A 24,421-nucleotide genomic window follows, 5' to 3' on the forward strand; every position below is an offset into this window, starting at 1 on the left:
CCCAGTGCAACAGTTGCTTGACTCCGTTAAATCGCTGTCCGCCCGTGAACGCAAGGCGCTGGCGATCCTGCTCAAGCGCCAGGGGGTGAATCTCTACGGGGTCACGCCGATTGCCAGACGAGAGACGCCGGCAGCGTCTGCGCTGTCGTATGCGCAGCAGCGGCAATGGATCATCTGGCAACTGGAACCGCACAGCGCGGCCTACAACATTCCGCTGGCGCTGCGCCTGCATGGCGCGCTGGATGTCGAGGCGTTGCGGCGCAGCGTTGAACAGCTGATCGAGCGTCACGAAACCCTGCGCACCACGTTTGAACAGCAGGGCGACGAGGCGTTGCAGGTGGTGCATCCCGCGTCGCCGTTTGCGCTCAACGTTGATCAACTGGCGCTGGGCGAAACGGTCGAAAGCTATGTTGATCTGGAAGTACAGCGGCCTTTCGATCTGCAACATGGGCCGCTGTTGCGGGTCAGGCTGCTTGAACTGAGCGAACAGGAACACGTGCTGGTGCTGACCCAGCACCACATCGTCTCCGATGGCTGGTCGATGCCGATCATGGTTGACGAGCTGATGCAGTGCTATCAGGCCGCCTCGCTGGGTCGCGAGGCCGAACTGGCCCAACTGCCAATCCAGTACGCCGACTACGCGATCTGGCAGCGTAACTGGCTGGAGATGGGCGAGCAGGAACGCCAACTGGCTTACTGGACGCAGCAACTGGGCGATCAGCAGCCGATTCTTGAATTACCCACCGATCGACCGCGCCCGGCGCTGCGCAGCTACGACGGCGCGCGACTGAACATCGAACTGGACGCCGCGCTTTTGAACACCCTCAAGGCACTGGCGCGGCAGCAGGGCATCACCCTGTTCATGCTGTTGCTGGCGTCGTTGCAGACCTTGCTGCACCGCTACAGCGGTCAGGCCGACATACGCGTTGGCGTACCCGTCGCCAACCGCACCCGCAGCGAAACCCAAGGGCTGATCGGCTTCTTCGTCAATACCCAGGTGCTCAAGGCCGAGTTCGGCGCGCAGACCACCGTGGCCGACCTGCTGCAACAGATCAAACAGACTGCCGTGCAGGCCCAGGCCCATCAGGACCTGCCGTTCGAGCAACTGGTCGAAGCCTTGCAGCCGCAGCGCGACCTGAGCCGCAGCCCGCTGTTTCAAGTGGCCTACAACCACCAGAGCGAAGGCTACAACGAAGCCCGCGAGCTGGCCGGTCTGCGCCTGGAGTATCAGGTGTCGGACAAGCACACCGCGCAGTTCGACCTGACCCTGGACACTTGCGAACGCCAGAACGGCCTGGCTGCCTCGCTGACCTACGCCACCGACCTGTTCGACGCCACAACCATCGAGCGCATGGCCGGGCACTGGCGCAACCTGCTGAGCGGCATGTGCCGCGACGCCAATCAGCGCATCGCCGACTTGCCATTGCTGAGCGTTGAAGAGCGGCAGAATACCCTGCGCGACTGGAACCACAAGCTTGCGGTTTACCCGACTGAGCAGTGCGCCCATCAACGCATCGAAACCCAGGCAGAACGCACCCCGCAGGCCATTGCCCTGAGCTTGGGTGCCGAGCAATTGAGCTACCAGCAACTCAACAGCCGCGCCAACCAGTTGGCCCACAAACTGCGCGAGCAGGGCGTCGGCCCGGATGTTCGCGTGGGGCTTGCGGCTGAGCGCAGCCTGGAGATGATCGTGGGGATGCTGGCGATCCTCAAGGCCGGGGGCGCGTACGTGCCGCTGGACCCGGATTACCCGCAGGATCGCTTGAGCTTCCTGATGCAGGACAGCGGTATCGAATTGTTGCTGACCCAAACGCAGTTGCTGGGTCAGTTGCCGATTCCTGCACACGTTCAGACGCTGGATCTGGCGGATGCGCTAGATGGCTACAGCACCGAAAACCCGATCAACCAGACCTCGCCAGACAATCTGGCCTACGTGATTTACACCTCAGGTTCGACCGGCAAACCCAAAGGCACCTTGCTGGCTCATCACAACCTGATGCGCCTGTTCGCGGCTACGGACGACTGGTTCAAGTTCAACGAAAAAGACGTCTGGACGCTGTTCCATTCCTTCGCATTCGACTTCTCGGTCTGGGAGATTTTCGGCGCGCTGCTGCACGGTGGCCGACTGGTCATCGTGCCTCGCGAGGTAACCCGTTCGCCGGAAGAGTTCCATGCGCTGCTGGTTGACCAGCAGGTCACGGTGCTTAACCAGACGCCATCCGCCTTCAAGCAATTGATGCGCGTGGCTTGTGATTCGCCTGTGCCGATGTCGTTACAAAAAGTCATCTTCGGCGGCGAAGCGCTGGACGTCGCCAGCCTCAAGCCGTGGTTCGCACGCTTCGGCGATCAGATGCCACGACTGATCAACATGTACGGCATTACCGAAACTACCGTGCATGTGACCTACAGGCCCATCACCCTGGCCGATACGCACAACCCGGCCAGCCCGATTGGCGAGGCGATTGCGGACCTGTCGTGGTACGTGCTGGACGCCGATTTCAACCCGGTCGCCCAGGGTTGCAGCGGCGAACTGCACATTGGCCATGCCGGTCTGGCGCGGGGTTATCACCACCGTGCTGCACTGACCGCTGAGCGCTTTGTGCCAGATCCGTTCTCCAACGACGGCGGCCGTTTGTATCGCACCGGCGATCTGGCCCGTTATAAAACCGCAGGAACCATCGAATACGCCGGGCGTATCGACCATCAAGTGAAAATCCGTGGCTTCCGCATCGAACTGGGCGAAATCGAAGCGCGGCTGCAAGCGCATTCGGCTGTGCGCGAAGTGATTGTGCTGGCCGTGGACGGGCAACTGGCGGCGTATCTGCTGCCGGCTCAGCCTGACCAGGATCAACAAGCGCTACGTGAAACCCTGAAAGCCGAGCTCCGTGCGAACCTGCCGGATTACATGGTGCCGACCCACTTTATCTTCCTCGACAAGCTGCCGCTGACCGCCAACGGCAAGCTGGACCGCAAGGCGCTGCCAGCGCCGGACGCGAGCCAGTTGCAGGCGGCCTACGTCGCGCCGCAAGGTGAATTGGAGCAGCAGTTGGCAGCTATCTGGGCCGATGTGCTGAAAGTCGGGCAGGTCGGTCGCAGCGACAATTTCTTCGAACTCGGCGGCCATTCGTTGCTGGCCACGCAGGTGATCTCGCGTATTCGTCAGCAACTGGATGTTGAACTCTCGTTACGCGACCTGTTTGAAGCCCGCGATCTGGCAGCCTTTGCCCAAGCGGCGGGCGCAGGGCAGGGCAATGACGCGCCACGCTTCATCAAGGCCGACCGCAACCAGCCGCTGGGCTTGTCTTACGCGCAGCAGCGTCAGTGGTTTCTCTGGCAGCTCGACCCTGAAAGCACCGCTTACACGATTCCTGCAGCCCTGCGCCTGAGCGGCTCGCTGGACATCGCGGCGCTGGAGCACAGCTTCAGCGCGCTGATCGCCCGTCACGAAACCCTGCGCACCACCTTCCGCCAGCAGGGCGAACAGGCGGTGCAGATCATTCATGCGCCGCGTGCCCTGACCCTGACGGTTGAATCCGTGCCCGCCGGGCAGACCCTTGAGGCCTGTGTGGAGCAGGAAATGCAGCGCCCGTTCGATCTGGAACAGGGTCCGCTGCTGCGCGTTCGCCTGCTGAATCTGGCCGCCGATGAACACGTGCTGATCCTGACCCAGCACCACATCGTCTCCGATGGCTGGTCGATGCCGATCATGGTCGATGAACTGGTGCGCCTGTACGAAGGCTACAGCCAGGGCCGCGAGGTGCTGCTCGCTGAACTGGACATGCAGTACGCCGACTATGCGCTGTGGCAACGCAGCTGGATGGACGCCGGTGAGCAGGCACGGCAACTGGCGTACTGGAAGCAGCAACTGGGCGACCAGCAGCCGATTCTGGAGCTGCCTGCCGATCATCCACGCCCGGTCGTGCAAAGCCACGTCGGTGCGCGGCTGGCGGTCGAACTGGCGCCAGCGTTGATCGACGACTTGAAACAGGTCGCGCGGCAACAGGGTGTCACACTGTTCATGCTGTTGCTGGCGTCGTTTCAGACCTTGCTGCATCGCCACAGCGGCCAGCTGGACATTCGTGTCGGTGTGCCGATTGCCAACCGCACCCGCGCGGAAACCGAAGGCTTGATCGGCTTTTTCGTCAACACCCAAGTGCTGCGCGCCGAATTTGACTTGCACACAACCTTCAGCGAACTGCTGCAACAGGTCAAACACACCGCGCTGCAAGCCCAGGCGCATCAGGAGCTGCCGTTCGAACAACTGGTCGAAGCCTTGCAGCCACAACGCAGCCTCAGCCACAGCCCGCTGTTTCAGGTGATGTTCAACCACCAGAGCCAGGCCAGCGCCGAAGTGCGCGCGTTGCCCGGTTTGCAGGTTGAAGCGCTGGTGTCGGAGAGCTACCCGGCGCAGTTCGACCTGACCCTGAACACCGCCGAACAGAACGGCGGCCTGAGCGCAGCCCTGACCTACGCCACCGCGCTGTTCGAGCGCAGCACTATTGAACGCATGGCCGGGCACTGGCTCGCGTTGCTGCAGGCCATTTGCGCCAATGCCGGTCAGCGCATCGCTGATGTGCCGATGCTTGACGCTGCCGAACAGCAGCAGATCGTACGTGAGTGGAACGCCACGGCTGCGCAATTCCCGAGTGAGCTTTGCCTGCACAGCCTGATCGAAGCCCAAGTGCTGGCCACGCCAAATGCCCCGGCGCTGATCTTTGCGGACGAACAACTGAGCTACACGCAACTCAATGCCCGCGCCAACCAGCTTGCGCATCGCCTGCGTGAAGCGGGCGTCGGGCCGGACGTGCTGGTGGGGATTTGCGTTGAGCGCAGCCTGGAACTGGTCATCGGCCTGCTGGCGATCATCAAGGCTGGTGGCGCGTACGTGCCGCTGGACCCGGATTACCCCGAGGATCGGCTGGCGTACATGATGCAGGACAGCGGCATTGGTTTGCTGTTGACCCAGACGTCGTTGCTGGAGCGCTTGCCGGTTCAGGTGCAGAGCATGTGTCTGGATCAGGACGGCGACTGGCTTGAAGGTTACAGCACTGCCAACCCGGTCAACCTCAGTCATCCGCAGAACCTGGCCTACGTCATTTACACCTCCGGTTCGACCGGCAAGCCCAAGGGCGCAGGCAACAGCCATCGCGCCCTGGTCAACCGACTGCACTGGATGCAAAAGGCCTATGCGCTGGATGACAGCGATACGGTGTTGCAGAAAACCCCGTTCAGTTTCGATGTATCGGTCTGGGAGTTCTTCTGGCCGCTCCTGACCGGCGCACGCCTGGCCGTGGCGTTGCCGGGCGATCATCGCGACCCCGAGCGGCTGGTGCAAACTATCCGCCAACATGAGGTCACCACCCTGCATTTTGTGCCGTCGATGCTGCAGGCGTTTATGACTCACCCGCAGGTAGAAAGCTGTAACAGCCTGAGTCGTGTGATGTGCAGCGGTGAAGCATTGCCTGCCGAACTGGTCGGCCAGGTGCTCAAGCGTCTGCCGCAGGTCGGCTTGTTCAACCTGTACGGACCGACCGAAGCCGCTATCGACGTGACCCACTGGACCTGCACCACGGACGACGTGCTCAGCGTGCCGATTGGTCGCCCTATCGACAACCTGAAAACCCATATCCTCGACGACGGTTTGCTGCCTGCCGCGCAAGGCGTTGCGGCAGAGCTGTATCTGGGCGGCGTGGGTCTGGCGCGGGGTTATCACAACCGTGCGGCGCTGACCGCCGAGCGTTTTGTGCCCGATCCGTTTGACGGGCAGGGCGGGCGTCTTTATCGCACTGGCGATCTGGCGCGTTATCGCGACGAGGGCGTGATCGAATACGCCGGGCGCATCGACCATCAAGTGAAGATTCGCGGCCTGCGCATCGAACTGGGCGAAATCGAAGCCTGCCTGCTGGAACACGACAGCGTTCAGGAAGCGGTGGTCATCGACGTTGATGGTCCGTCCGGCAAGCAACTGGCGGCGTATCTGGTGGTTGAACAGCGCAGCGATCACCTGCGTGAGCTGTTAAAGGCGCATCTGAAAGCGTCGCTGCCGGATTACATGGTGCCCACGCACTTCATCGTGCTGGACAGCATGCCGCTGACCGCCAATGGCAAGCTGGATCGTCGGGCGCTGCCCGCGCCGGACGCCACTCAATTGCAGCGCCAGTACGTCGCGCCGGTCAGCGAACAGGAGCAGCAGATGGCGGCGATCTGGGCCGATGTATTGAAGGTTGAACGGGTCGGGCTGAGCGATGACTTTTTCGAGCTGGGCGGCCATTCGCTGCTGGCCACGCAACTGATTTCCAGAATCCACACGGGCCTTGGGATCGACATCCCGCTGCGCCTGATTTTCGAGAAACCGCAATTGAACGAATTTATTCAGGCCTTCGCCAGCAGTGGCCTGTCGCTGACCGAGGACGGCTTGTCCGATATCGAAAAAATGATGAATGAAATGGCGGGTATCTGACATGGACAAGTCTGCAGCAGAGCGTATCGCCCAGCGTTTCACCGGGTTGCCCGTGGAACAGCGGCGGCAGATCCTCGCCAAGATGCACGAGACCGGGCAAAGCTTCAAACTGCTGCCCATCGCCGTCACCCGGCATGGCGCAGCGCGCATCCCGCTGTCCTACGCGCAGCAACGCATGCTGTTCCTCTGGCAGATGGAACCGGACACCGCTGCTTACAATGTTCCCATGGCGGTGCGCCTCAGCGGTCCGCTGGACCGTCAGGCGTTGAGCGCAGCGCTGGACCAACTGGTGCAGCGCCACGAAACCCTGCGCACGCGGTTTGTTTCCGAGGACGGCGCGTTCTATCAGGAGATTCTTCAGCAGGCGACCGTCGCGCTTGAGTTCGCCTCAGTTGAGCCTGCCGACATTGCAGACCAGGTGCGTGCCGAGCTGCACAAGCCTTTCGACCTGCTGAGCGGCACCTTGCTGCGGGTCAAACTGTTTCAGTTGGGCGACACCGAACACGTTCTGACGGTGTGCATGCATCACATCGTATCGGATGGCTGGTCCGGCGAAGTGCTGATTCGCGAATGTGTGCAGTTGTATCAGGCGCAGGTGTCCGGTCAGCCCGCGCAATTGCCTGCGTTGGCGATTCAATACGCCGACTACGCCATCTGGCAACGCGCCTGGCTGGAGGCCGGGGAGGGCGAGCGGCAACTGGAGTACTGGAAACAGCAACTGGGCAGCGAGCATCCGTTGCTGAGTCTGCCGCTGGACCACGAGCGTCCGCTGCAGCCCAGTCAGCGCGGCGCAACTGTGCGTGTTGATCTGCCGGAACACCTGTCCGCACAACTGAAAACCCAGGCGCGCAACAGCGGCCAGACCTTGTTCATGCTGATGCTGGCGGCGCTGTCGGTGGTGCTGTCGCGCTTCAGCGGTCAGGCTGATATTCGCATCGGCGCGCCCAACGCCGGGCGCACCCGCAGCGAACTGGAAGGGCTGATCGGCTTCTTCATCAACACTCAAGTGTTGCGTGTGCAGGTGGACGAGCGGCAGAGCTTTGCGCAATTGCTGGATCAGGTGAAACAGGTCGTGACCGGCGCTCAGTCGCATCAGGAGCTGCCTTTTGAACACCTGGTGGACGCGCTGGCCCCAGAACGTAACCTGGGCCACAACCCGCTGTTCCAGTTCAAGATCAATCAGCACGTGCTGGCGGCCGAAGACAGTGGGCAACGTGTGTCGGGCCTGACCGTCGACGAGTTTCCGATGGGCAGCAGCGATGCGCGCTTCGATCTGGCGTTCGATTTCACCGATACGCCGGGCGGCATACGCGGTTATTTCACCTACGCCACCGACCTGTTCGAGCCACCGACCATCGAGCGCATGGCCAACGCACTGCGTGCTGTGCTGCAAGCGCTGGTCGCGGACACTGACCAGCGTCTGGCCGATCAGCCGCAAACCGTTTCGTTGCCCGCCGCTGAGCAGAGCGCTGATTTTGCCTGCCGCGACTTCCTCAGCCTCTGGCAACAGGGCCTGCACATCGGGCGCGGCAAGACCGCCTTGCGTGTGGGGCAGCAAACGCTGAGCTTTGACGAACTTGAACAGCGCAGTAATCAGTTCGCTCGCTACCTGCATACGCAGGACATCCAGCCGGGCATGGCCGTTGCGCTGTGCCTGGACCGCTCTGTGGAGTGGGTGGTCAGCCTGCTGGCGGTGCTCAAACTCGGTGCCGTTTACCTGCCGCTGGACAGCGCGCAGCCCGCCGAGCGTTTGCAGCAACTAACCCGTGACAGCGGCGCGGCATTGTTGATTCACGCGTCCGGCGACGACAAGGCTGCGCAATTGGGTGTGTGCCCGGTGCTGGCCTTCGATGCTGCGTTGTGGTCCGAGGTCGATGGCGGTGAGCTGAGCGTGCGCATCATCGCCGAGCAACCGGCTTACATCATCTACACCTCCGGCTCCACCGGGCAGCCGAAGGGCGTGGTGATCAGCCACGGCGCGCTGGCTAATTACGTACAGGGCGTGCTTGCGCGCCTGTCGCTGAATGACGGGGCGAGCATGGCGATGGTCTCGACGGTCGCCGCAGACCTGGGCCATACGCTGCTGTTCGGTGCGCTGGCGTCCGGGCGCCCGCTGCATCTGCTGTCCCACGAGCAAGCGTTCGACCCTGACGGTTTTGCCCGCTACATGGCCGAGCATCAGGTTGAAGTGCTGAAGATTGTGCCCAGCCATTTGCAGGGCTTGCTGCAAGCCGCACACCCGGCCGACGTACTGCCGAGCCAGTTGCTGATGCTGGGTGGCGAGGCCAGTTCCTGGGCGTTGATCGAGCAAGTCCGCGCGCTGAAACCGGGCTGCCGGATCGTCAATCACTATGGCCCGACCGAAACCACGGTCGGCATCCTCACCCATGAGGTGGCGGAGCGTCTCAATGCCTGCCGCAGCGTGCCGGTCGGTCAGCCCTTGGCTAACTGCAAGGCGCGGGTGCTGGACGCCTATCTGAACCCGGTCGCCGAACGTGTGTCGGGCGAGCTGTACCTGGGCGGTCAAGGGTTGGCGCAGGGCTATCTGGGCCGTGCGGCGATGACCGCCGAACGCTTCGTGCCGGACCCGGACGCCGATGGCCAGCGTCTGTATCGGGCTGGCGACCGAGCGCGCTGGGTGGATGGCGTGCTGGAGTACCTGGGTCGTGCGGATGATCAGGTGAAAATCCGCGGTTATCGGGTCGAGCCGGGCGAAGTCGGTCAGGTGTTGCAAACCCTGGAAAACGTCGCCGAAGCCGTGGTGCTGGCCCAGCCGCTGGAAAGCGACGAAACACGTCTGCAACTGGTGGCGTATTGCGTCGCGGCGGTGGGTGTGCGCCTGAACGTTGAATCTCTGCGCGAGCAACTGGCGGCGCGTCTGCCGGAATACCTGGTGCCCGCGCAGTTCATGTTGCTTGAAAAGCTGCCACTGACCGCCAACGGCAAGCTCGACAAACGCGCCTTGCCCAAGCCGGGCGTAGTCAAACAGCGCTATACCGCACCGGTCGGCGAGATCGAAGAAAAGCTCGCCGCCGTGTGGGCCGACGTTCTGAAGCTGGAGCAGGTCGGCAGCACCGACAACTTCTTCGAACTGGGCGGCGATTCGATCCTCAGTCTGCAAATCATTGCCCGCGCCAAGCGTCAGGGCATCAAGCTCAGCCCTAAGCAATTGTTCGAAAAACAGACCATCGGCCAACTGGCTTCTGTGGCCAGACTGATCGAGAAAAAGCCCGCAGCGGCGGCAGAGCAGGTCAGCGGTTCGCTGCCGCTGCTGCCGATTCAGGCGCGTTTCTTTGAAAAGGACATCCCTGAGCGTCAGCACTGGAATCAGGCGCTGATGCTCAAGCCCCTGCAAACGCTGGATGCAATCCCTCTTCAAGCGGCACTCACCGCGCTGATCGAACAGCATGACGCGCTGCGCCTCGGTTTCACGCAACAAAACGGCCAGTGGCAGGCCGCGTTCGGCGCGCTGAACACGCGTGACGTGCTGTGGACTCATGAACTGGACAGTGTCGAGCGCCTGAGCGAACTGGCTGATGAAGCGCAACGCAGCCTGGACCTGAAAAACGGCCCCTTGTTGCGTGCAGTGCTGATCGACCTGCCGCAGGGTGAGCAGCGTCTGCTGTTGGTGATTCACCATGTGGCGGTGGACGGCGTGTCGTGGCGCGTGTTGCTTGAAGACCTGCAACAGGCTTATGTCGCCATCGTGGCAGGCAGGCCATTGTCGCTGCCGGCGAAAACCAGCTCGCTGAAAAGCTGGGCCGAACATTTGCAGGCCTATGCGCAAAGCCCGGCGCTGGAGCAGGAACTGGGTTACTGGCAGGCGCAGTTGCAGGAGGTCAGCGACGCCTTGCCTTGCGATTACCCGCACGGCGGCCAGCAACAGAAGCACGCGCTGTCAGTGGCCACGCAACTGAATGGCGAACTGACCCGGCAACTGCTGCAAGACGCACCAGCGGCCTATCGCACGCAGATCAACGACCTGCTGCTGACCGCGCTGGCGCGGGTGGTCAGCCGCTGGACTGCGCAGCCGCACGCGCTGATTCGTCTGGAAGGGCATGGCCGCGAGGACCTGTTCGACGCGCTGGACATCACCCGCACGGTCGGCTGGTTCAGCAACCTGTACCCGGTCCGGCTCACCCCGCAGGCCACGCTGGCCGAGTCGATCATGACCATCAAGGAGCAATTGCGCGCAGTGCCTGACAAGGGCATTGGTTACGGCGCGTTGCGTTATCTGGGCAGCGAATCGGCACGGCGCACCCTGCAAGCACTGCCGCAAGGCAGCATCGTGTTCAATTACCTGGGCCAGTTCGACGGCAGCTTTGACGCACAAGGCGCGCTGTTCACGCCCTCGGCCGACAGCAGTGGCGCGTCGCAGAGTGCCGATGCGCCACTGGCTGCGCCGCTCAGCCTCAATGGTCAGGTGTATGGCGGCCAATTGCGCCTGAGCTGGACCTTCAGTGGTGCGGTATTTGAACGTGACACCGTGCAGCGGCTGGCCGACGAATACGCGGTTGAACTGCAACAATTGATTGCGCATTGCACCACCGAAGGCGTGGCTGGGGTAACTCCTTCGGACTTCCCGCTGGCGCGCCTGACCCAGTCGCAGCTGAGCCGGTTGCCGATGCCTGCGGCGCAGATCGAGGACATCTACCCGCTGGCGCCGATGCAGCAGGGCATGCTGTTTCACACCCTGTTCGAGCAGGAAGCGGGCAATTACATCAACCAGATGCGCGTCGAAGTCAGCGGCCTGGACGTGCCGCGTTTCCGTGCCGCCTGGCAGGCAACACTGGATGCCCAAGAGGTGCTGCGCAGCGGGTTTGTCAGTCACTTGGAGCAGTCGCTGCAAGTGGTGTTGCGCGATGTGAGCATGCCGTTTGTCGAGCGGGATGCTCGCGGGCAAGCCAGCGAGTGGGTTGACGATTGGGCGAATGCGGACCGTCAGCAGGGCTTCGATCTGACTCAAGGGCCATTATTACGTCTGGCCGTGTTGCGTACCGGCGAGCAGACGCATCAACTGATCTACACCAGCCATCACATCCTCATGGACGGCTGGAGCAGCTCGCGGCTGCTGGGCGAAGTGCTGCAACGCTACAGCGGCCAGACGCTGCCGAGGCAGGTCAGTCGTTATCGCGATTACATCGAATGGCTGCAACGTCAGGATGCTGCGCTCAGCGAACGTTTCTGGACCGGCCAGCTGGCCGGGCTGGACGAGCCGACCCGGCTGGTTCAAGCGTTCAAAGCGCCAGAGAACGGGCAGGGGCATGGCGATTATCTGCAACTGATTGATGCCGAGAATACCCGCCAGTTGAGCGAGTTCGCCCGCGAACAGCGCGTCACCCTCAATACGCTGGTGCAGTCGGCCTGGTTGCTGGTGTTGCAACGCTACACCGGCCAATCCAGCGTGACCTTCGGCGCAACTGTGGCTGGGCGTCCGGCTGAACTGCCGGGCGTCGAAGAGCAATTGGGGTTGTTCATCAACACCCTGCCGGTGATCGCCAGCCCGCGCCCGGAACAGCGGGTGGCGGACTGGGTGCAGCAGGTGCAGGCCAAGAACATCGCCCTGCGTGAGCATGAACACACGCCGCTATACGACATTCAACGCTGGGCACGCAGTGCTGGCGAGGCGCTGTTCGACAACATTCTGGTGTTCGAAAACTACCCGGTGTCCGAGGCATTACAGCAGTCCGCGCCGCAGGGGCTGGTGTTCGGCGGCCTGCACACGCAGGAGCAGACTCATTACCCGTTGACCCTGGTGGTCAATCTGGGCGAAACGTTGTCGATGCGTTTCAGCTATGCCCGTCAGTCTTTCAGCGAGCTGCACATGGCGCAGTTGTCGGCGCATCTGCGGCAGGTTTTGCAGGCGCTGGCGCGTGATCCGCAGGCGGCGATTGGCGAGCTGGCGCTGTTGGATGATCACCAACAGCAACAGGTATTGCGTAGCTGGAACACGACCACTGCCGACTTCCCGAACGAACACTGCCTGCACAGCCTGATCGAAGCCCAGGTGCTGGCCACGCCAAATGCCCCGGCGCTGATCTTTGCGGCCGAACAACTGAGCTACGCGCAACTCAATGCCCTCGCCAATCAGCTTGCCCATCGCTTGCGTGAAGCGGGCGTCGGGCCGGATGTGCTGGTGGGGATTTGCGTTGAGCGCAGCCTGGAACTGGTCATCGGTTTGCTGGCGATCATCAAGGCTGGTGGCGCGTACGTGCCGCTGGACCCGGATTACCCCGAGGATCGGCTGGCGTACATGATGCAGGACAGCGGGATTGGCTTGCTGCTGACCCAGACTTCGTTGCTGGAATGCCTGCCGGTTCCTGAGCACGTGCAGAGCATTTGCCTGGATCAGGACGGCGACTGGCTGGCCGGCTACAGCACTGCCAACCCGGTCAACCTCAGTCATCCGCAGAATCTGGCCTATGTGATTTACACCTCCGGTTCGACCGGCAAACCAAAAGGCGCGGGCAACAGCCATCGCGCTCTGGTCAACCGTTTGCACTGGATGCAAAAGGCTTATGCGCTGGACGGTAGCGACACTGTTTTGCAGAAAACCCCGTTCAGTTTCGACGTGTCGGTCTGGGAATTTTTCTGGCCGTTGCTGACCGGCGCACGTCTGGCAGTGGCGCTGCCGGGTGATCATCGCGACCCCGAGCGGCTGGTGCAGACCATCCAGGAACATCAGATCAGGACGCTGCACTTTGTCCCGTCGATGCTGCAGGCGTTTCTGACTCATCCGCAGGTAGAAAGCTGTAACAGCCTGCGTCGTGTGGTGTGCAGCGGTGAAGCATTGCCTGCCGAACTGGCTGGTCAGGTGCTCAAGCGTCTGCCGCAGGCAAGTCTGTATAACCTTTACGGCCCGACCGAAGCCGCTATCGACGTGACGCATTGGACCTGTACCACGGACGACGTGCTCAGCGTGCCGATTGGTCGCCCTATCGACAACCTGAAAACCCACATTCTGGATGACGGTTTGCTGCCCGCCGCGCAAGGCGTTGCGGCAGAGCTGTATCTGGGCGGCGTGGGTCTGGCGCGGGGTTATCACAACCGTGCGGCGCTGACCGCCGAGCGTTTTGTGCCCGATCCGTTTGACGAGCAGGGCGGGCGTCTTTATCGCACCGGAGATCTGGCGCGCTATCGCAACGAAGGCGTTATCGAATACGCCGGGCGTATCGACCATCAGGTGAAGATTCGTGGCCTGCGCATCGAGCTGGGCGAAATTGAAGCGCGCCTGCATGAGCATGCAGGCGTGCGCGAAGCCAATGTGATCGACATCGACGGGCCTTCCGGCAAACAGCTTGTTGCGTATCTTGTGCTGGCCGACCTTGATCAAGGCCCGGACGTTCTGCGCGAAGCCTTGAAGACGCATCTCAAGGCTCACGTGCCGGATTACATGGTGCCGACCTGGTTTGTCTTCATTGATGTGATGCCGCTGACCGCCAACGGCAAGCTGGATCGCCGGGCACTGCCCAAACCGGATGTCAGCCGGTCGCAGCAGGGTTACGTCGCGCCGCGTACGGAATTCGAGCAGCGTTTGGCGGCGCTGTGGCAGCAGGTATTGCAGGTCGAACAGGTCGGTCTGAACGACAACTTCTTCGCGCTGGGCGGGCACTCGCTACTGGCAGTTTCGCTGGCGGGGAGGATTCGCGAGACGTTCGATATCTCCATCAAGCTGCATGATTTTCTGCTGATGCAGACCCTCGGTGAACTGGCCGATTTCATGCGCGCCGATGAGGCCAGGGTCAAGTCAGCCGTTATCGCCATGAACGCCAATCAATCGGGCGCTGCGCCACTGATTTGCCTGCCACCGGGCGGCGGCGGCACGTACTCGTATTACCCGCTGGCGGGTCAATTGAGCGACAGCCGACCGGTTTACGGGCTGGTCAACAAGGCCTACGTGGTGCCGGGCTGGTTCGATACGTCCTGGCAGGAAATGGTCGCTTATTACGTCGAGCAGATTCGTACGACACAGCCGCAGGGGCCTTACAACCTGCTGGGCTGGTCGATGGGCGGCGCGCTGGCTATCGAGGTGGCGCATGTACTCGAGCGTGAGGGCGACACGGTGAGTTTTCTCGGGCTGGTGGACACGCAACTGCCTGCGTCGCTGGCGATGGAGTGGGTCGAGGAAGCGCCTGAAGTCACCACACAGAAACAGGGCGAAAACTATTACCGCAGCCTGATCAAAAGCTTGCAGGCGTTTGTGCCGGGCTTGCAGGAAGCGTCGATTGTCGGCCTGATCGACACCGCTCGGCACTCGGTTGCCAGCGAGGGCGAGGTGATTGACTGGGTGGTGGACGAAGTTGCACAGCAAGCCGGAATGAACGCCGACAACCTGCGCAGCATCTTCCAGGACATCGCCGTACAGGACGAGATCGAAACCGGTTACAAATTACTGGAAGCCAACGCGCAACTAAGCCAGGCGTTTACCCTGAAAAAGCTCAACGTACAGGCCGATTGCTGGTGGGCCGGGCAGAGCCGCGCGCCCGGGCAGATTGCCAAAGCTGAAACGGTGCTGCTTGAACAGTGCTCAGTGAACGGGCTCCGCAGCTCGACAACGGTTGATCAGCGGCATGACAACGTGGTGCTCGCGGAGGCTTTTCTGCAGGGGCTTGCCGAACGGCTTGCGTGACGCAGAGCGTCACGAACGGCAGTCCCACGCTGGAGCGTGAGGAACGATAATCTCAACTATCGTGCGACGCTCCGCGTTCGGTCTTGATCGCCAGTCTGCTAAAAATCCCCGCGCAACGTCATGACGTAGTTGCGCGGGTCTCCGTAGTAGTTGCCGCGGTCGATGTCGCCGGTGGCCTTGTAGTATTTATGATCCAGCAGGTTGTTGCCGTTGAGGGCCACTGACCAGTGTTCGTCGATCTTCCACGAGGCCCGCGCGTCCCAGATGGCGCGGCCAGGGTTGTCGATGGGCTGGGTCGTCTCGTGTTCCGAGTAGCCGCTCTGCGCCGACACACCGGCACCGACAGTCAGGCGACGCCAGGTGCCGGGCAGGGTGTAGCTGCTGGACAGGCGCACCATATGCCGGGGTGTTTCTGCCGAAATAGATTGCCCATCGCTGCCGCGTGTAAGGTTGAAAGTGTAACCGGCCAGGGTCTGCAACCCAGGCAGCGGCTCGCCACTGATTTCCATGTCGATACCCTTGCTGCGCCGGATGTCGCCATTCACATAGCAGGTGCCGTAAGCGTCGTTGCTCAGGCACTGGCCTGCATGGGCATCGTCCTCGACCGCCACGTCTTTCTGTTTCACATAGAACAGCGCAAAAGACACATTCAGGCGCTTGTCGAACAGCTCGCCCTTGATACCGGTTTCATGGCTGGCGCCGATCGCCGGGTCAAGGAATGCGCCGGATGCGCTGCGATAACCGCTCTGCGGCAGAAAGATATCGGTGTAGCTGGCATACCACGACCAGTCGCGGTTCAGGTCGTAGATCACACCCAGAAACGGCGTGACCTGATTGTTTTCCTGGGCGCGAGTGGTCACGCCTGCGGACTGGCTCTGATAGTCATACCAACTGACTCGCCCACCCATGACCAGGCTCAACGACTCGGTCAGGCTCAGGCGCAGGTTGCTGTAAACGCCATAACGCTTGTCGCTGTAATCGGTGCTGCGCCAGGCCGGGCGCGCAGGTTCGGTAATCGCGTTGTGATCGGTATTGAAGATGTCCAGCGGTTGATTGGCGTTGACCGTGGCGTAGCGAGAATCACGTTTTTGCTCGGACCAATTGCCACCGACCATCACCTGATGGGTCAGGCCAAAGGCATCGAAACGACCATCCAGATGGCTGTCGAAACCGTCGCTTCGCAGCGCGTCCGAGCGAAACAGGGTTTTGACCAGTCGCGAACCGCTTTGCGTCGCAGGGTCTATGGCCCCTTGTGCATAGGCGACTTTCTGCTCGAACGCGCCCTCGGAGTGGGTCGCTGACAGCGTGCCGCTCCAGTTCTCGTCAAAGTGTGTCTCCAGCTCACTGAACACTTCGTCGGTCCGCGTCTGGTGGCGGTTCCAGTTCTGGGCCAGCGAGGTGGAGCGCGGCAGATCGATAGCCTTGCCGTTGCTGTAGCGGGGCAGGCCGAAAATCGAAAAGCCGTGAATGTCCGCGCTCTGATGGCGCAGACCCAGGGTCAGAGTAGTGTCTTCGCTCAGGTCGGTTTCCAGAATGCCGTACAGCAGCGGCGCGGTTTTTTGCAGCCCGTCGATGAAAGAGCCACGGTCTTCGTAAGAGGTTACAAAGCGCCCGCGCACGCTGCCCGAATCGTTGAGCTTGCTGCTGCCGTCCAGATCGACGCGGTACTGGTCCCAACTGCCGGCGCGGGTGGTGATCGAAAACTGCGGGAGGGCGGTCGGCCGCTTGCGCACCAGATTGACCGCGCCACCGGGGTTGCCCGCACCGATCAGCAACCCGGCTGCGCCACGCAGCACCTCGACGCGGTCGTAGATTTGCATGTCCGGGGTCATCCAGCCGGTCACGCTGTAACCCTGACCGGCCACGCCGTCGATGGTGTAGCTCTCGTCTTCCAGCGCAAAGCCGCGTGAGCTGAACACATGAGAGCCAAAGTTGCGTTGCGAAAAAGTGATGCCGGGCGTTTGCGCCATCACCTCGTCCAGGCCGGTGAGGTTCTTGTCGTTCATCAACTGACGGGTCACGACGGTGACTGACTGCGGGGTATCGCGCAATGATTGTGCGGTCTTGTTGATGCTGATACCGGTGGCCGCATACGAACCGCTGCCTTCGGTGGTGATGCCGAAATGGTCGCCTTTGATCGCCACCGGCCCCAGGTTCATGGGCTGCGCGGAGGCGGCGACGCCGAGGATCAGGGTGTTGGCCTCGAAGCTGTGTGCCACGTCGGCTTTTTTCAGCAGGTCCGCCACTGCCTGTTCAGGCGTCAACCTGCCGTGCACCGCGCTGCCGAGCTTGCCGTTCACATCGTCGGGGTTGTAGAGGATTTGCAGGTCGCCTTGCCGCCCCAGTTCCTTGAGGGCGCTGTTCAGGGCCTGTGCGGGGATATCGAACTCGAACTCTTCAGCCAGTGCCTCGCCCTGAAAAGCCAATGCCAGCACCAGCCCCATCCCGCCCAGACGCAGGCCACGCGTTTTCACGCGTCCTGTGCGCAGACGGTTGGAGGGTGTTGGCATGGGAGGGATGACTCGTTGAAAGCGAGGGTGCAGGATAATGTATTTGCGCAGTTTGGTCGTGCACACAGGTCTGCATCATAAGCCGACACCGGGTCGCACATCAAAACCGGACGCAGAGCGTCCAGAAAGGCATGCCAACGCGGAGCATTGGCACGATAGGTGTTCTTATGGACACCTATCGTTCCGCACGCTCCAGTGGGAATGCCTTGCGTGACGCTCCGCGCCACAAATCTGCGCCGCGCCAAGCACTCAAGGTCGGACGCGGAGCGGCCGGGAGTGCATGCCCACGCGAGGCATGGGCTCGATCTGTGGAGCCAGACTCAGATCAGAAATCCCCCCGCAAGGTCAGGACGTAGCTGCGCGGTTCGCCGTAGACGTTGGAGCGGTCGTTGGCGATCGAGGTGCTGTAGTACTTGCGGTCGAAGAGGTTTTCGGCGTTGAGCGACACTTTCCAGTTTTCGTCCAGTTTCCACGAGGCCCGCGCATCCCAGACGGCCTTGCCAGCGACACCCAGCTGTTTGTTGGACGGCACTTCGTAGCCCGAATCCGCCGACACGCCGGTGCCCAGCGTCAGGCGGTTCCAGGCGCCCGGCAGGTTGTAGCTGGTGTTGAGGCGCAACATGTGTTTCGGCGTTTCGTACGCGACATCCGAGTCACCGTTGTTGCGCAGCATGTTGAAGGTATAGCCGCCGAACACTTGCAGTCCCGGCAGCACTTCGCCGCTGGCTTCAACGTCGACACCCTTGCTGCGACTGATGCCGTCCTGCAGGTAGCAGGAGCCGTCGGAGCTGGTCGGGCAGAGCTGAGTCGTGTTTACGTCGACACCGGCCACATCTTTCTGCTTGATGTAGAACAGCGCCATCGACAGGTTCATGCGCTTGTCGAACAGCTCACCCTTGAAGCCGGTTTCGTAGTTGGAGCCGATGGCCGGGTCCAGTGGCGAGCCGCCAGCGGTGACATAGTTGGCCTGCGGTGTGAAGATATCGGCGTAGCTGGCGTACCACGACCAACTGTCATTGATGTCGTAGATCACGCCCGCGAACGGGGTGAATTCCTGGGTCTGTTTGGATTCGTAACTGTTGGCTGCGCCGGTTTTGACGTCGTACGTGTAGTCGTACCAGCTCAGACGAGTGCCCAGCACCACGCTCAACGGCTCGCTCAGGTGAATACGCGTGTTGGCGTACAGGCCCGCGCGTTCTTCGGTGGTGTCGATGTCGGTGGTCCAGGCCGGACGCGCTGGCTTGGCGAAAGCGTTCTGGTTGACGTCGAAAATGTTGATCGCGGATCGGGTTGGGGCAGTAGCCTGATGCGTATTGGCGTTCTGTTTCGACCAGTCGGCGCCCAGCGTCACCTGATGCTCGAGGCCGAAAGCGTTGAAGTTTCCTTCCAGTTGAGTGTTCAGGCCGGTGCTGTCCACTTCGTCTCTGCGAAAGAGTGTGTTCTGGAAGGTAGAGCCTGCCAGTGTCGTAGGGTTGACCGCTCCCCTTGCAAACGCAATAGCCTGATCAAACCCACCCTGCGAATAGGTCAACGACGTCTTGCTGATCCAGTCTTCATTGAAGCGGTGCGCCACTTCGGTAAAGACCTCGGTCATGTCGCTTTCGAGACGGTTCCACTTCTGCGCCAGGTTGGTCGAGCGCGACAGACCCAGCGACTGGCCGTTGCTGTAGCGCGGCAGGCCGTAGATCGAGTAGCCGTTGATGACCTGTTCCTGGCGGCGCAGGCTCATGGTCAGGGTGGTGTCATCGCTCACGTCGGCTTCGACAATGCCGTACAGCAACGGGGTGCGGCTGTCGCGGCCGTCGAGGTAGGAACCGCTGTCATCGTAGGCCGCCACCATGCGCCCGCGCACCGTGCCCGAATCATTGAGCTTGCCGCTGCCGTCCAGATCGACGCGATACTGGTCCCACGAACCTGCGCGAGTCGTGATCGAGAACTTGTTGTCTGCCGTCGGGCGTTTGCGCACCAGATTGACCGCACCGCCGGGCTGACCGGCACCGACCAGCAGGCCGGACGCACCTCGCAGCACTTCCACGCGGTCATAAATGGCCATGTCCGGCTGCATCCAGCCGGTGATCTGATAGCCCTGACCGCCTATGCCGTCGACCAGAAAGCTTTCCGCCAGCAACGAGAAGCCACGAGAGGTGTACACGTGGCCGCCGAAGTTGCGGTACTGGAAGGAGATACCGGGGGTGTCTTCCAGCACTTTGCTCAAGCTGTTGAGGTTGTTGTCATCCATGACCTGCCGAGTCATCACGCTTACCGATTGCGGCGTTTCACGCAGCGACTGCGGCGCGCCCTTGCCGATGCTCACCGCGCCCGTGGTGTACGAGCCGGTGCCGTCAGTGGCGGTGCCCAGGTACTGCGAGTCGATTGCAGTCGGCGCCAGATTGACCGTGGCTGTCTGGGTCGAACCGTCTGCGGCGGCTTCCTGCGCCTGTGTGGCGACTGGCATGCAGAGCGCAAGACCCATGGCCGCCATGGATGGCCGGGAACGGAACATCTGACGGAGCAGCAACGCATTGCTGAGCGGGGTGAGGCGTGACGGGTTGTGCATGAATTGGCTCTTTCCAGTGGGTATCGGCAAGGAGATCGGGAGCGTTGTTCAGGTTTGCGCAGTCTGGTTCAGCCATCGACAGGGCAAAGGTGAGCAACTTTTTTATTGGGAACCAGGCAGGAAAATGGCTGTCCACGCAGTTCGCTGTTAATGAGAACGAAAGCGATTAACGATTATTTAATGAATTTTTCACAAAACCCGAAAAAAGATGGCGCTTGGCTATCTGCGTGGGCCGCGGCGGGCTACGCCGGGAAAGAAAAAGCCCCGCTCGCGGCCAGGCCGGGCGGGGCGTTTCAATGTCGAGGATTCAGGCTTGAGCGGCCTGGCTCTGCGCCTGCTCGACCTCGATCCGGCCCGCCTGCATGCGCACCAGTTGGTCGGCGATGTAGAAATAGCGGTCGTCGTGAGAGATGACGATGATGGTCTTGCCTTGCTGCTTCAGTTCCGGTAGCAGTTCGGTGTAGAACACGCGCCGGAACGCCGGGTCCTGGTCGGCGGCCCACTCGTCGAACACCAGCACCTGACGTTCGTCCAGCCACGCATTGATCAGCGCCAGACGCTTGCGCTGTCCGGTGGACAGGTCGGTGGTGGTAAACGCGCCGTCCTGGATGCTGACCTTGTGCGCGATGTCCAGGCGCTCCAGGTATTTGCCGGCGTCTTGCGGCAACGCGGCCTCACCCTGCAGGGGCTCATCGAACAGGTAGTAATCGGCGAAGATCGTGGTGAACAGTTGGCGGTAATCGTCGAGATTTTCCGGGGTTACGGCTTGGCCATTCAGGTGGATTTCGCCTTGCTGCGGCGTGTACAGGCCCAGCAGCAGCTTGATCAGCGTGGTCTTGCCGCAGCCGTTCTCGCCGACGATGAACACGATATCGCCCTGTTTGATGCTCAAGTCGACCGGCCCGAGATGAAAGGCGTCGCTGCCTTCGACCGGCGGGTAGTCATAGCGCAGGTTGTGCAGTTCCAGGGTCTGCATATTCGCCAGCGAGTTAGGGCGGTCGCTGACCAGCAGGTGTGGTTCGGGGCTTGAAAACTTCCACGACAGCTCGGCAATACGGCGCATGGCGATCTGCGCGCGACTGATACCGGGCAGGGCGGTAATCAGCCTTTCCAGCGGGCCTTTCATGTACAGCATCACCAGCACGAAGCCGCCCAGCACGGTCTTTTCAGTGGTCGGCCACATGGCCTGGAAGGCGATGGCCATGCCGATCACGGCAAAGAACAGCATCGAACCGAAGGTTTCCGCGCTGACGAAGATGTTGGCGGCGCGAATGTTCGAGCGGCAGATGTTTTCGGTGGCACCGTGAATCTTCTCATCGAGCATGTGCTGACGACGCTTGCGCTGAATGCGCAGTTCCTTGGCACCTGCGGACAGCGCCTGATAGTGCTTCTGCAGTTCGTCTTCACTGTTGCGCGCCGCCAGAATGCTGCGCATGCCGAACGCATGGGCCAGGTACTGCGCGCCCGTGCCGAGCACCACGGTGAGCACGGTCAGGGCCAGAATCTGCCACGACAACAACGCCAGATAAGTCAGGCAGCCGAGCGTGACAGTGAACGAAATCACCATCGGCGCGACCGACAGGGCGAAGGTGCTGAGGGTGTTGACGTCGTTGAGCAGCACCGGAATCAAACGGTGGGAGCGGTAGCGCTCCAGTTGCTCGATGGGCGCGACCAGCACCTTGGCGGCCAGCTCGCGACGCAGATTGGCGACCACGCGCTGGCCGACGTAGTTGGTCGACAGATTGGACAGTGTCGCGCAGGCCAGCGTCAGTACACACAGCCCGGCGAACAGCAGCGCGGTGTGGGTGTCTGGCCCGCCGGGCATGTTCAGCGCATTGTTGATGGTGGCCAGCAGGCCGGTGACGCTCAGGCCACTGACGATGCCCAGCACAGTCGACAGCGCCACCAGCCACCAGAACGGCTTGAGGATCCTCAGGGTTTCCCGGGCGAGGCTTTCAGTTTTGCGGGTCATGGTGTGTCTCGTCAGTGTCCGTGAGTGCGGCCTGCATCCATCGCAGGGCGCGCGCATGAAGTGCGTTACAAGTCGCGGGCGACCCGAAAGCCCAGCCAGTCGCCACGTACGTCGGGCTGGCGGCTGTTGCGGTTGCCGGAGCGGGAGAAGATCGGTGCTTCGGTCCAGTCATTGCCGCGAATCATCTTCCAGGTGCAATCGCCGGCCAGCCACGCGCTGCCGTCGGTGGGCGCGCCGTTGTAATTGCTGGTCTCGCAATCGGCGGTCCATTCGTAGACGTTGCCGTGGGCGTCGTAGATGCCGAAAGCGTTGGGGCTGTAGCTGCCAGCGGGCGCGGTGTAGCTGAAACCGTCTTCCGGGCCGTAGGTGTTGGCGTGTTTGGCAATGCTGTACGGCTTGCCTTCGTCCATCGGGAACGGGAACGAGCCCTTGCTGCCGCCGCGTGCCGCGTATTCGCGCTGGGCTTCGCTGACCATGTGGTAAGACTTGCCGGTCTTCTTGGACAGCCATTCGACGTAGGCCTTGGCCTCGTTCCAGTCCATGCACACCGCGGGCTGGCGCGCGGTCAGCGGGTAGCGTGGCTTGCCGGCCTTGCACTCGCGGCCCGGACGGGTGTCGCCGTCCGGCATTTTGTAACCGGAGCTTTTGATATAGGCGTCCCATTCGCCGGCCAGTACCTGAAACTGGCTGATGGCGAACGGTTTGACGAAGGTCACGTCATGCAGCGGGCCTTCGTCAGGCTGGCGGCCCATTTCTTCCTCGGGCGCGCCCATGGTAAACGTGCCCGCAGGCAGCACGACCATTTCCGGGCAATCCTTGCAGTCCTTGAATGTCTTACCGGGCGCGGGCACCGGCGCGGGCACCGAGACGGGCGTGGCGGCGAGGGCGGTGCCTCCAAGTAACAGGCCGAGCACGGCGGAAAGGGACAGCAGTGTATTTTTCATGACGGGTCTCGATGGAAAGCGGAAAACAGGTGATTCAGTGCGTGCGCGTCAGGCGCGCTGGCCGAGCAGGGCCATGAAGCGGTCGATCTCGGCTTCGTTGTTCAGCAGCCCCGGTGCAGTGCGCACCACCGGGCCGACGTCGCGGCTCACCGCATCGACCACCATGTGTTGTTTCATCAGCCACGCGGCCACTTCGTCACTTTCCTGGCCCTTGAGCCGGAAAAAACTGAAACCCGCAGACAGCGCAGGGTCCATCGGCGTCACCAGCTCGACATTGGGCTGTGCATGAAGACGTTGCTTGAGGTAGCTGTTGAGCTCGTGAATGCGCGACTGCACCTCGGCCTTGCCCAGTTGCAGGTGCAGCTTGAACGCTTCGTTCAGCGCCCAGCGATGCTCGAACGAGTGATAGCCGCCTGGCGTCATGATCGTGCCGAAGTTGGTCGCTTCCGAGAACGTCGGGATCAACGGCGTGAGGTCCTTCACCTGCTCCGAGCGCGCGCACACGATGCCGGTGCCGCGCGGGCCAAACATCCACTTGTGGGTGCCCGCGACGTAGAAGTCGCAGTTCATGTCCGGAAAATCCAGGTTCTCGACGCCAAACCCGTGCACGCCATCGACCACATATAAAATGCGGTCTTTGTCGTCGCGGTTGCGGTTGTGTTCTTCGACCAGGTCACCGATGGCCCCGATAGGCAGCTTCACGCCGCTGCCCGACTGCACCCAGGTCATGCCCAGCACGCGCGTCTTCGGCTGAATGCTGCGGGCGATGGAGCCGATGATCTCGTCTGCCGAAACAGTGGCCGAGTCCTTGAACAGGCGAATCTTGCGCACCTGTGTGCCTTCGCGCTGCTGCCGAAACTTGAGGATGTCACGGGTGCAAGAGTGTTCGTGTTCGGTGGTGAGGATTTCCTGGTCCGGGCGCACATGCAGGCCGCCGTAGATCATCGCCAGCCCTTCGGTGGTGCTGCCGGTCAGGGCGATCTGGCCGGGTTGGGCATTCAGGTACTTGCCAGCCCAGACGCGAACGTCATGTTCGCGGCGCTCGGTTTCCTGCAGGTCCCAATCCATGGCCAGGCCAGGATTGCGGTCGATGTGTGCACGATGCTGCTCAATGGCGTCGCGCACCGGTTTGGGGTGCGAGGTGACCAGAAAGTTGGAAAAGTGGACGTAATCCGGGTCCTGATTGAACAGCTGTTTGAGGCGTGTCCATTTGTCTGTGGCTATTGGCTCGGGCGCTGTTATTGGTTCGGCTGCTGTTGCCAGGCTGGAGCCCAGTGGCAGGGCGGCAGCCAGTACCCCGGCCTGCTTGAGAAAGGTTCTGCGGTCAGTCATGAGCGGTTTCGCCTGAT

7 protein-coding genes are annotated in these 24,421 nt (G+C 61.8%); 2 read left to right on the top strand and 5 right to left on the bottom strand.

The features are described 5' to 3' along the window. Positions 1-4 precede the first annotated feature (4 nt). Together PSPTO_RS11135 and PSPTO_RS11140 are read left to right on the top strand one after the other, a co-directional pair. On the top strand, positions 5-6,460 hold the full coding sequence (locus PSPTO_RS11135; protein ID WP_011103872.1) for a non-ribosomal peptide synthetase: 6,456 nt from the start codon (positions 5-7) through the stop codon (positions 6,458-6,460). A 1-nt stretch (position 6,461) separates the two neighbouring features. Next, positions 6,462-15,089: an amino acid adenylation domain-containing protein gene (locus tag PSPTO_RS11140; RefSeq protein WP_011103873.1), complete on the top strand. Its 8,628-nt coding sequence runs from the start codon at positions 6,462-6,464 to the stop codon at positions 15,087-15,089. Positions 15,090-15,187: 98 nt separating this feature from the next. Here PSPTO_RS11140 and PSPTO_RS11150 read toward each other — a convergent pair whose 3' ends face one another. The 5 genes from PSPTO_RS11150 to PSPTO_RS11175 all read right to left on the bottom strand — a co-directional run bounded on the left by PSPTO_RS11150 (position 15,188) and on the right by PSPTO_RS11175 (position 24,404). Then, positions 15,188-17,599 (bottom strand): TonB-dependent siderophore receptor, encoded by a 2,412-nt coding sequence (locus PSPTO_RS11150; RefSeq protein WP_046463309.1) that lies wholly within the window; start codon positions 17,597-17,599, stop codon positions 15,188-15,190. A gap of 325 nt (positions 17,600-17,924) precedes the next feature. After that, positions 17,925-20,156, bottom strand: a complete 2,232-nt coding sequence (locus tag PSPTO_RS11160) for a TonB-dependent siderophore receptor (RefSeq protein WP_005769699.1) — start codon at positions 20,154-20,156, stop codon at positions 17,925-17,927. A 307-nt stretch (positions 20,157-20,463) separates the two neighbouring features. Further along, positions 20,464-22,128 (bottom strand): cyclic peptide export ABC transporter, encoded by a 1,665-nt coding sequence (locus PSPTO_RS11165; protein WP_011103875.1) that lies wholly within the window; start codon positions 22,126-22,128, stop codon positions 20,464-20,466. A gap of 65 nt (positions 22,129-22,193) precedes the next feature. Next, the gene (locus PSPTO_RS11170; protein ID WP_044390144.1) at positions 22,194-23,072 is read right to left on the bottom strand and encodes a formylglycine-generating enzyme family protein; all 879 of its coding nucleotides are present in this window, start codon (positions 23,070-23,072) and stop codon (positions 22,194-22,196) included. Positions 23,073-23,120: 48 nt separating this feature from the next. Further along, the gene (locus PSPTO_RS11175; protein ID WP_011103877.1) at positions 23,121-24,404 is read right to left on the bottom strand and encodes an aminotransferase class V-fold PLP-dependent enzyme; all 1,284 of its coding nucleotides are present in this window, start codon (positions 24,402-24,404) and stop codon (positions 23,121-23,123) included. Positions 24,405-24,421 lie beyond the last annotated feature (17 nt).

The organism is Pseudomonas syringae pv. tomato str. DC3000, assembly GCF_000007805.1.
In the GTDB taxonomy this organism is placed as follows: Bacteria; Pseudomonadota; Gammaproteobacteria; order Pseudomonadales; family Pseudomonadaceae; genus Aquipseudomonas; species Aquipseudomonas avellanae.

Excerpts from the sequence above, each read along its gene's own strand:
- PSPTO_RS11140 (WP_011103873.1), top strand. The coding sequence starts at position 6,462 with ATGGACAAGTCTGCAGCAGAGCGTATCGCCCAGCGTTTCACCGGGTTG.
- PSPTO_RS11150 (WP_046463309.1), bottom strand. The coding sequence starts at position 17,599 with ATGCCAACACCCTCCAACCGTCTGCGCACAGGACGCGTGAAAACGCGT.
- PSPTO_RS11160 (WP_005769699.1), bottom strand. The coding sequence starts at position 20,156 with ATGCACAACCCGTCACGCCTCACCCCGCTCAGCAATGCGTTGCTGCTC.
- PSPTO_RS11165 (WP_011103875.1), bottom strand. The coding sequence starts at position 22,128 with ATGACCCGCAAAACTGAAAGCCTCGCCCGGGAAACCCTGAGGATCCTC.
- PSPTO_RS11170 (WP_044390144.1), bottom strand. The coding sequence starts at position 23,072 with ATGAAAAATACACTGCTGTCCCTTTCCGCCGTGCTCGGCCTGTTACTT.
- PSPTO_RS11175 (WP_011103877.1), bottom strand. The coding sequence starts at position 24,404 with ATGACTGACCGCAGAACCTTTCTCAAGCAGGCCGGGGTACTGGCTGCC.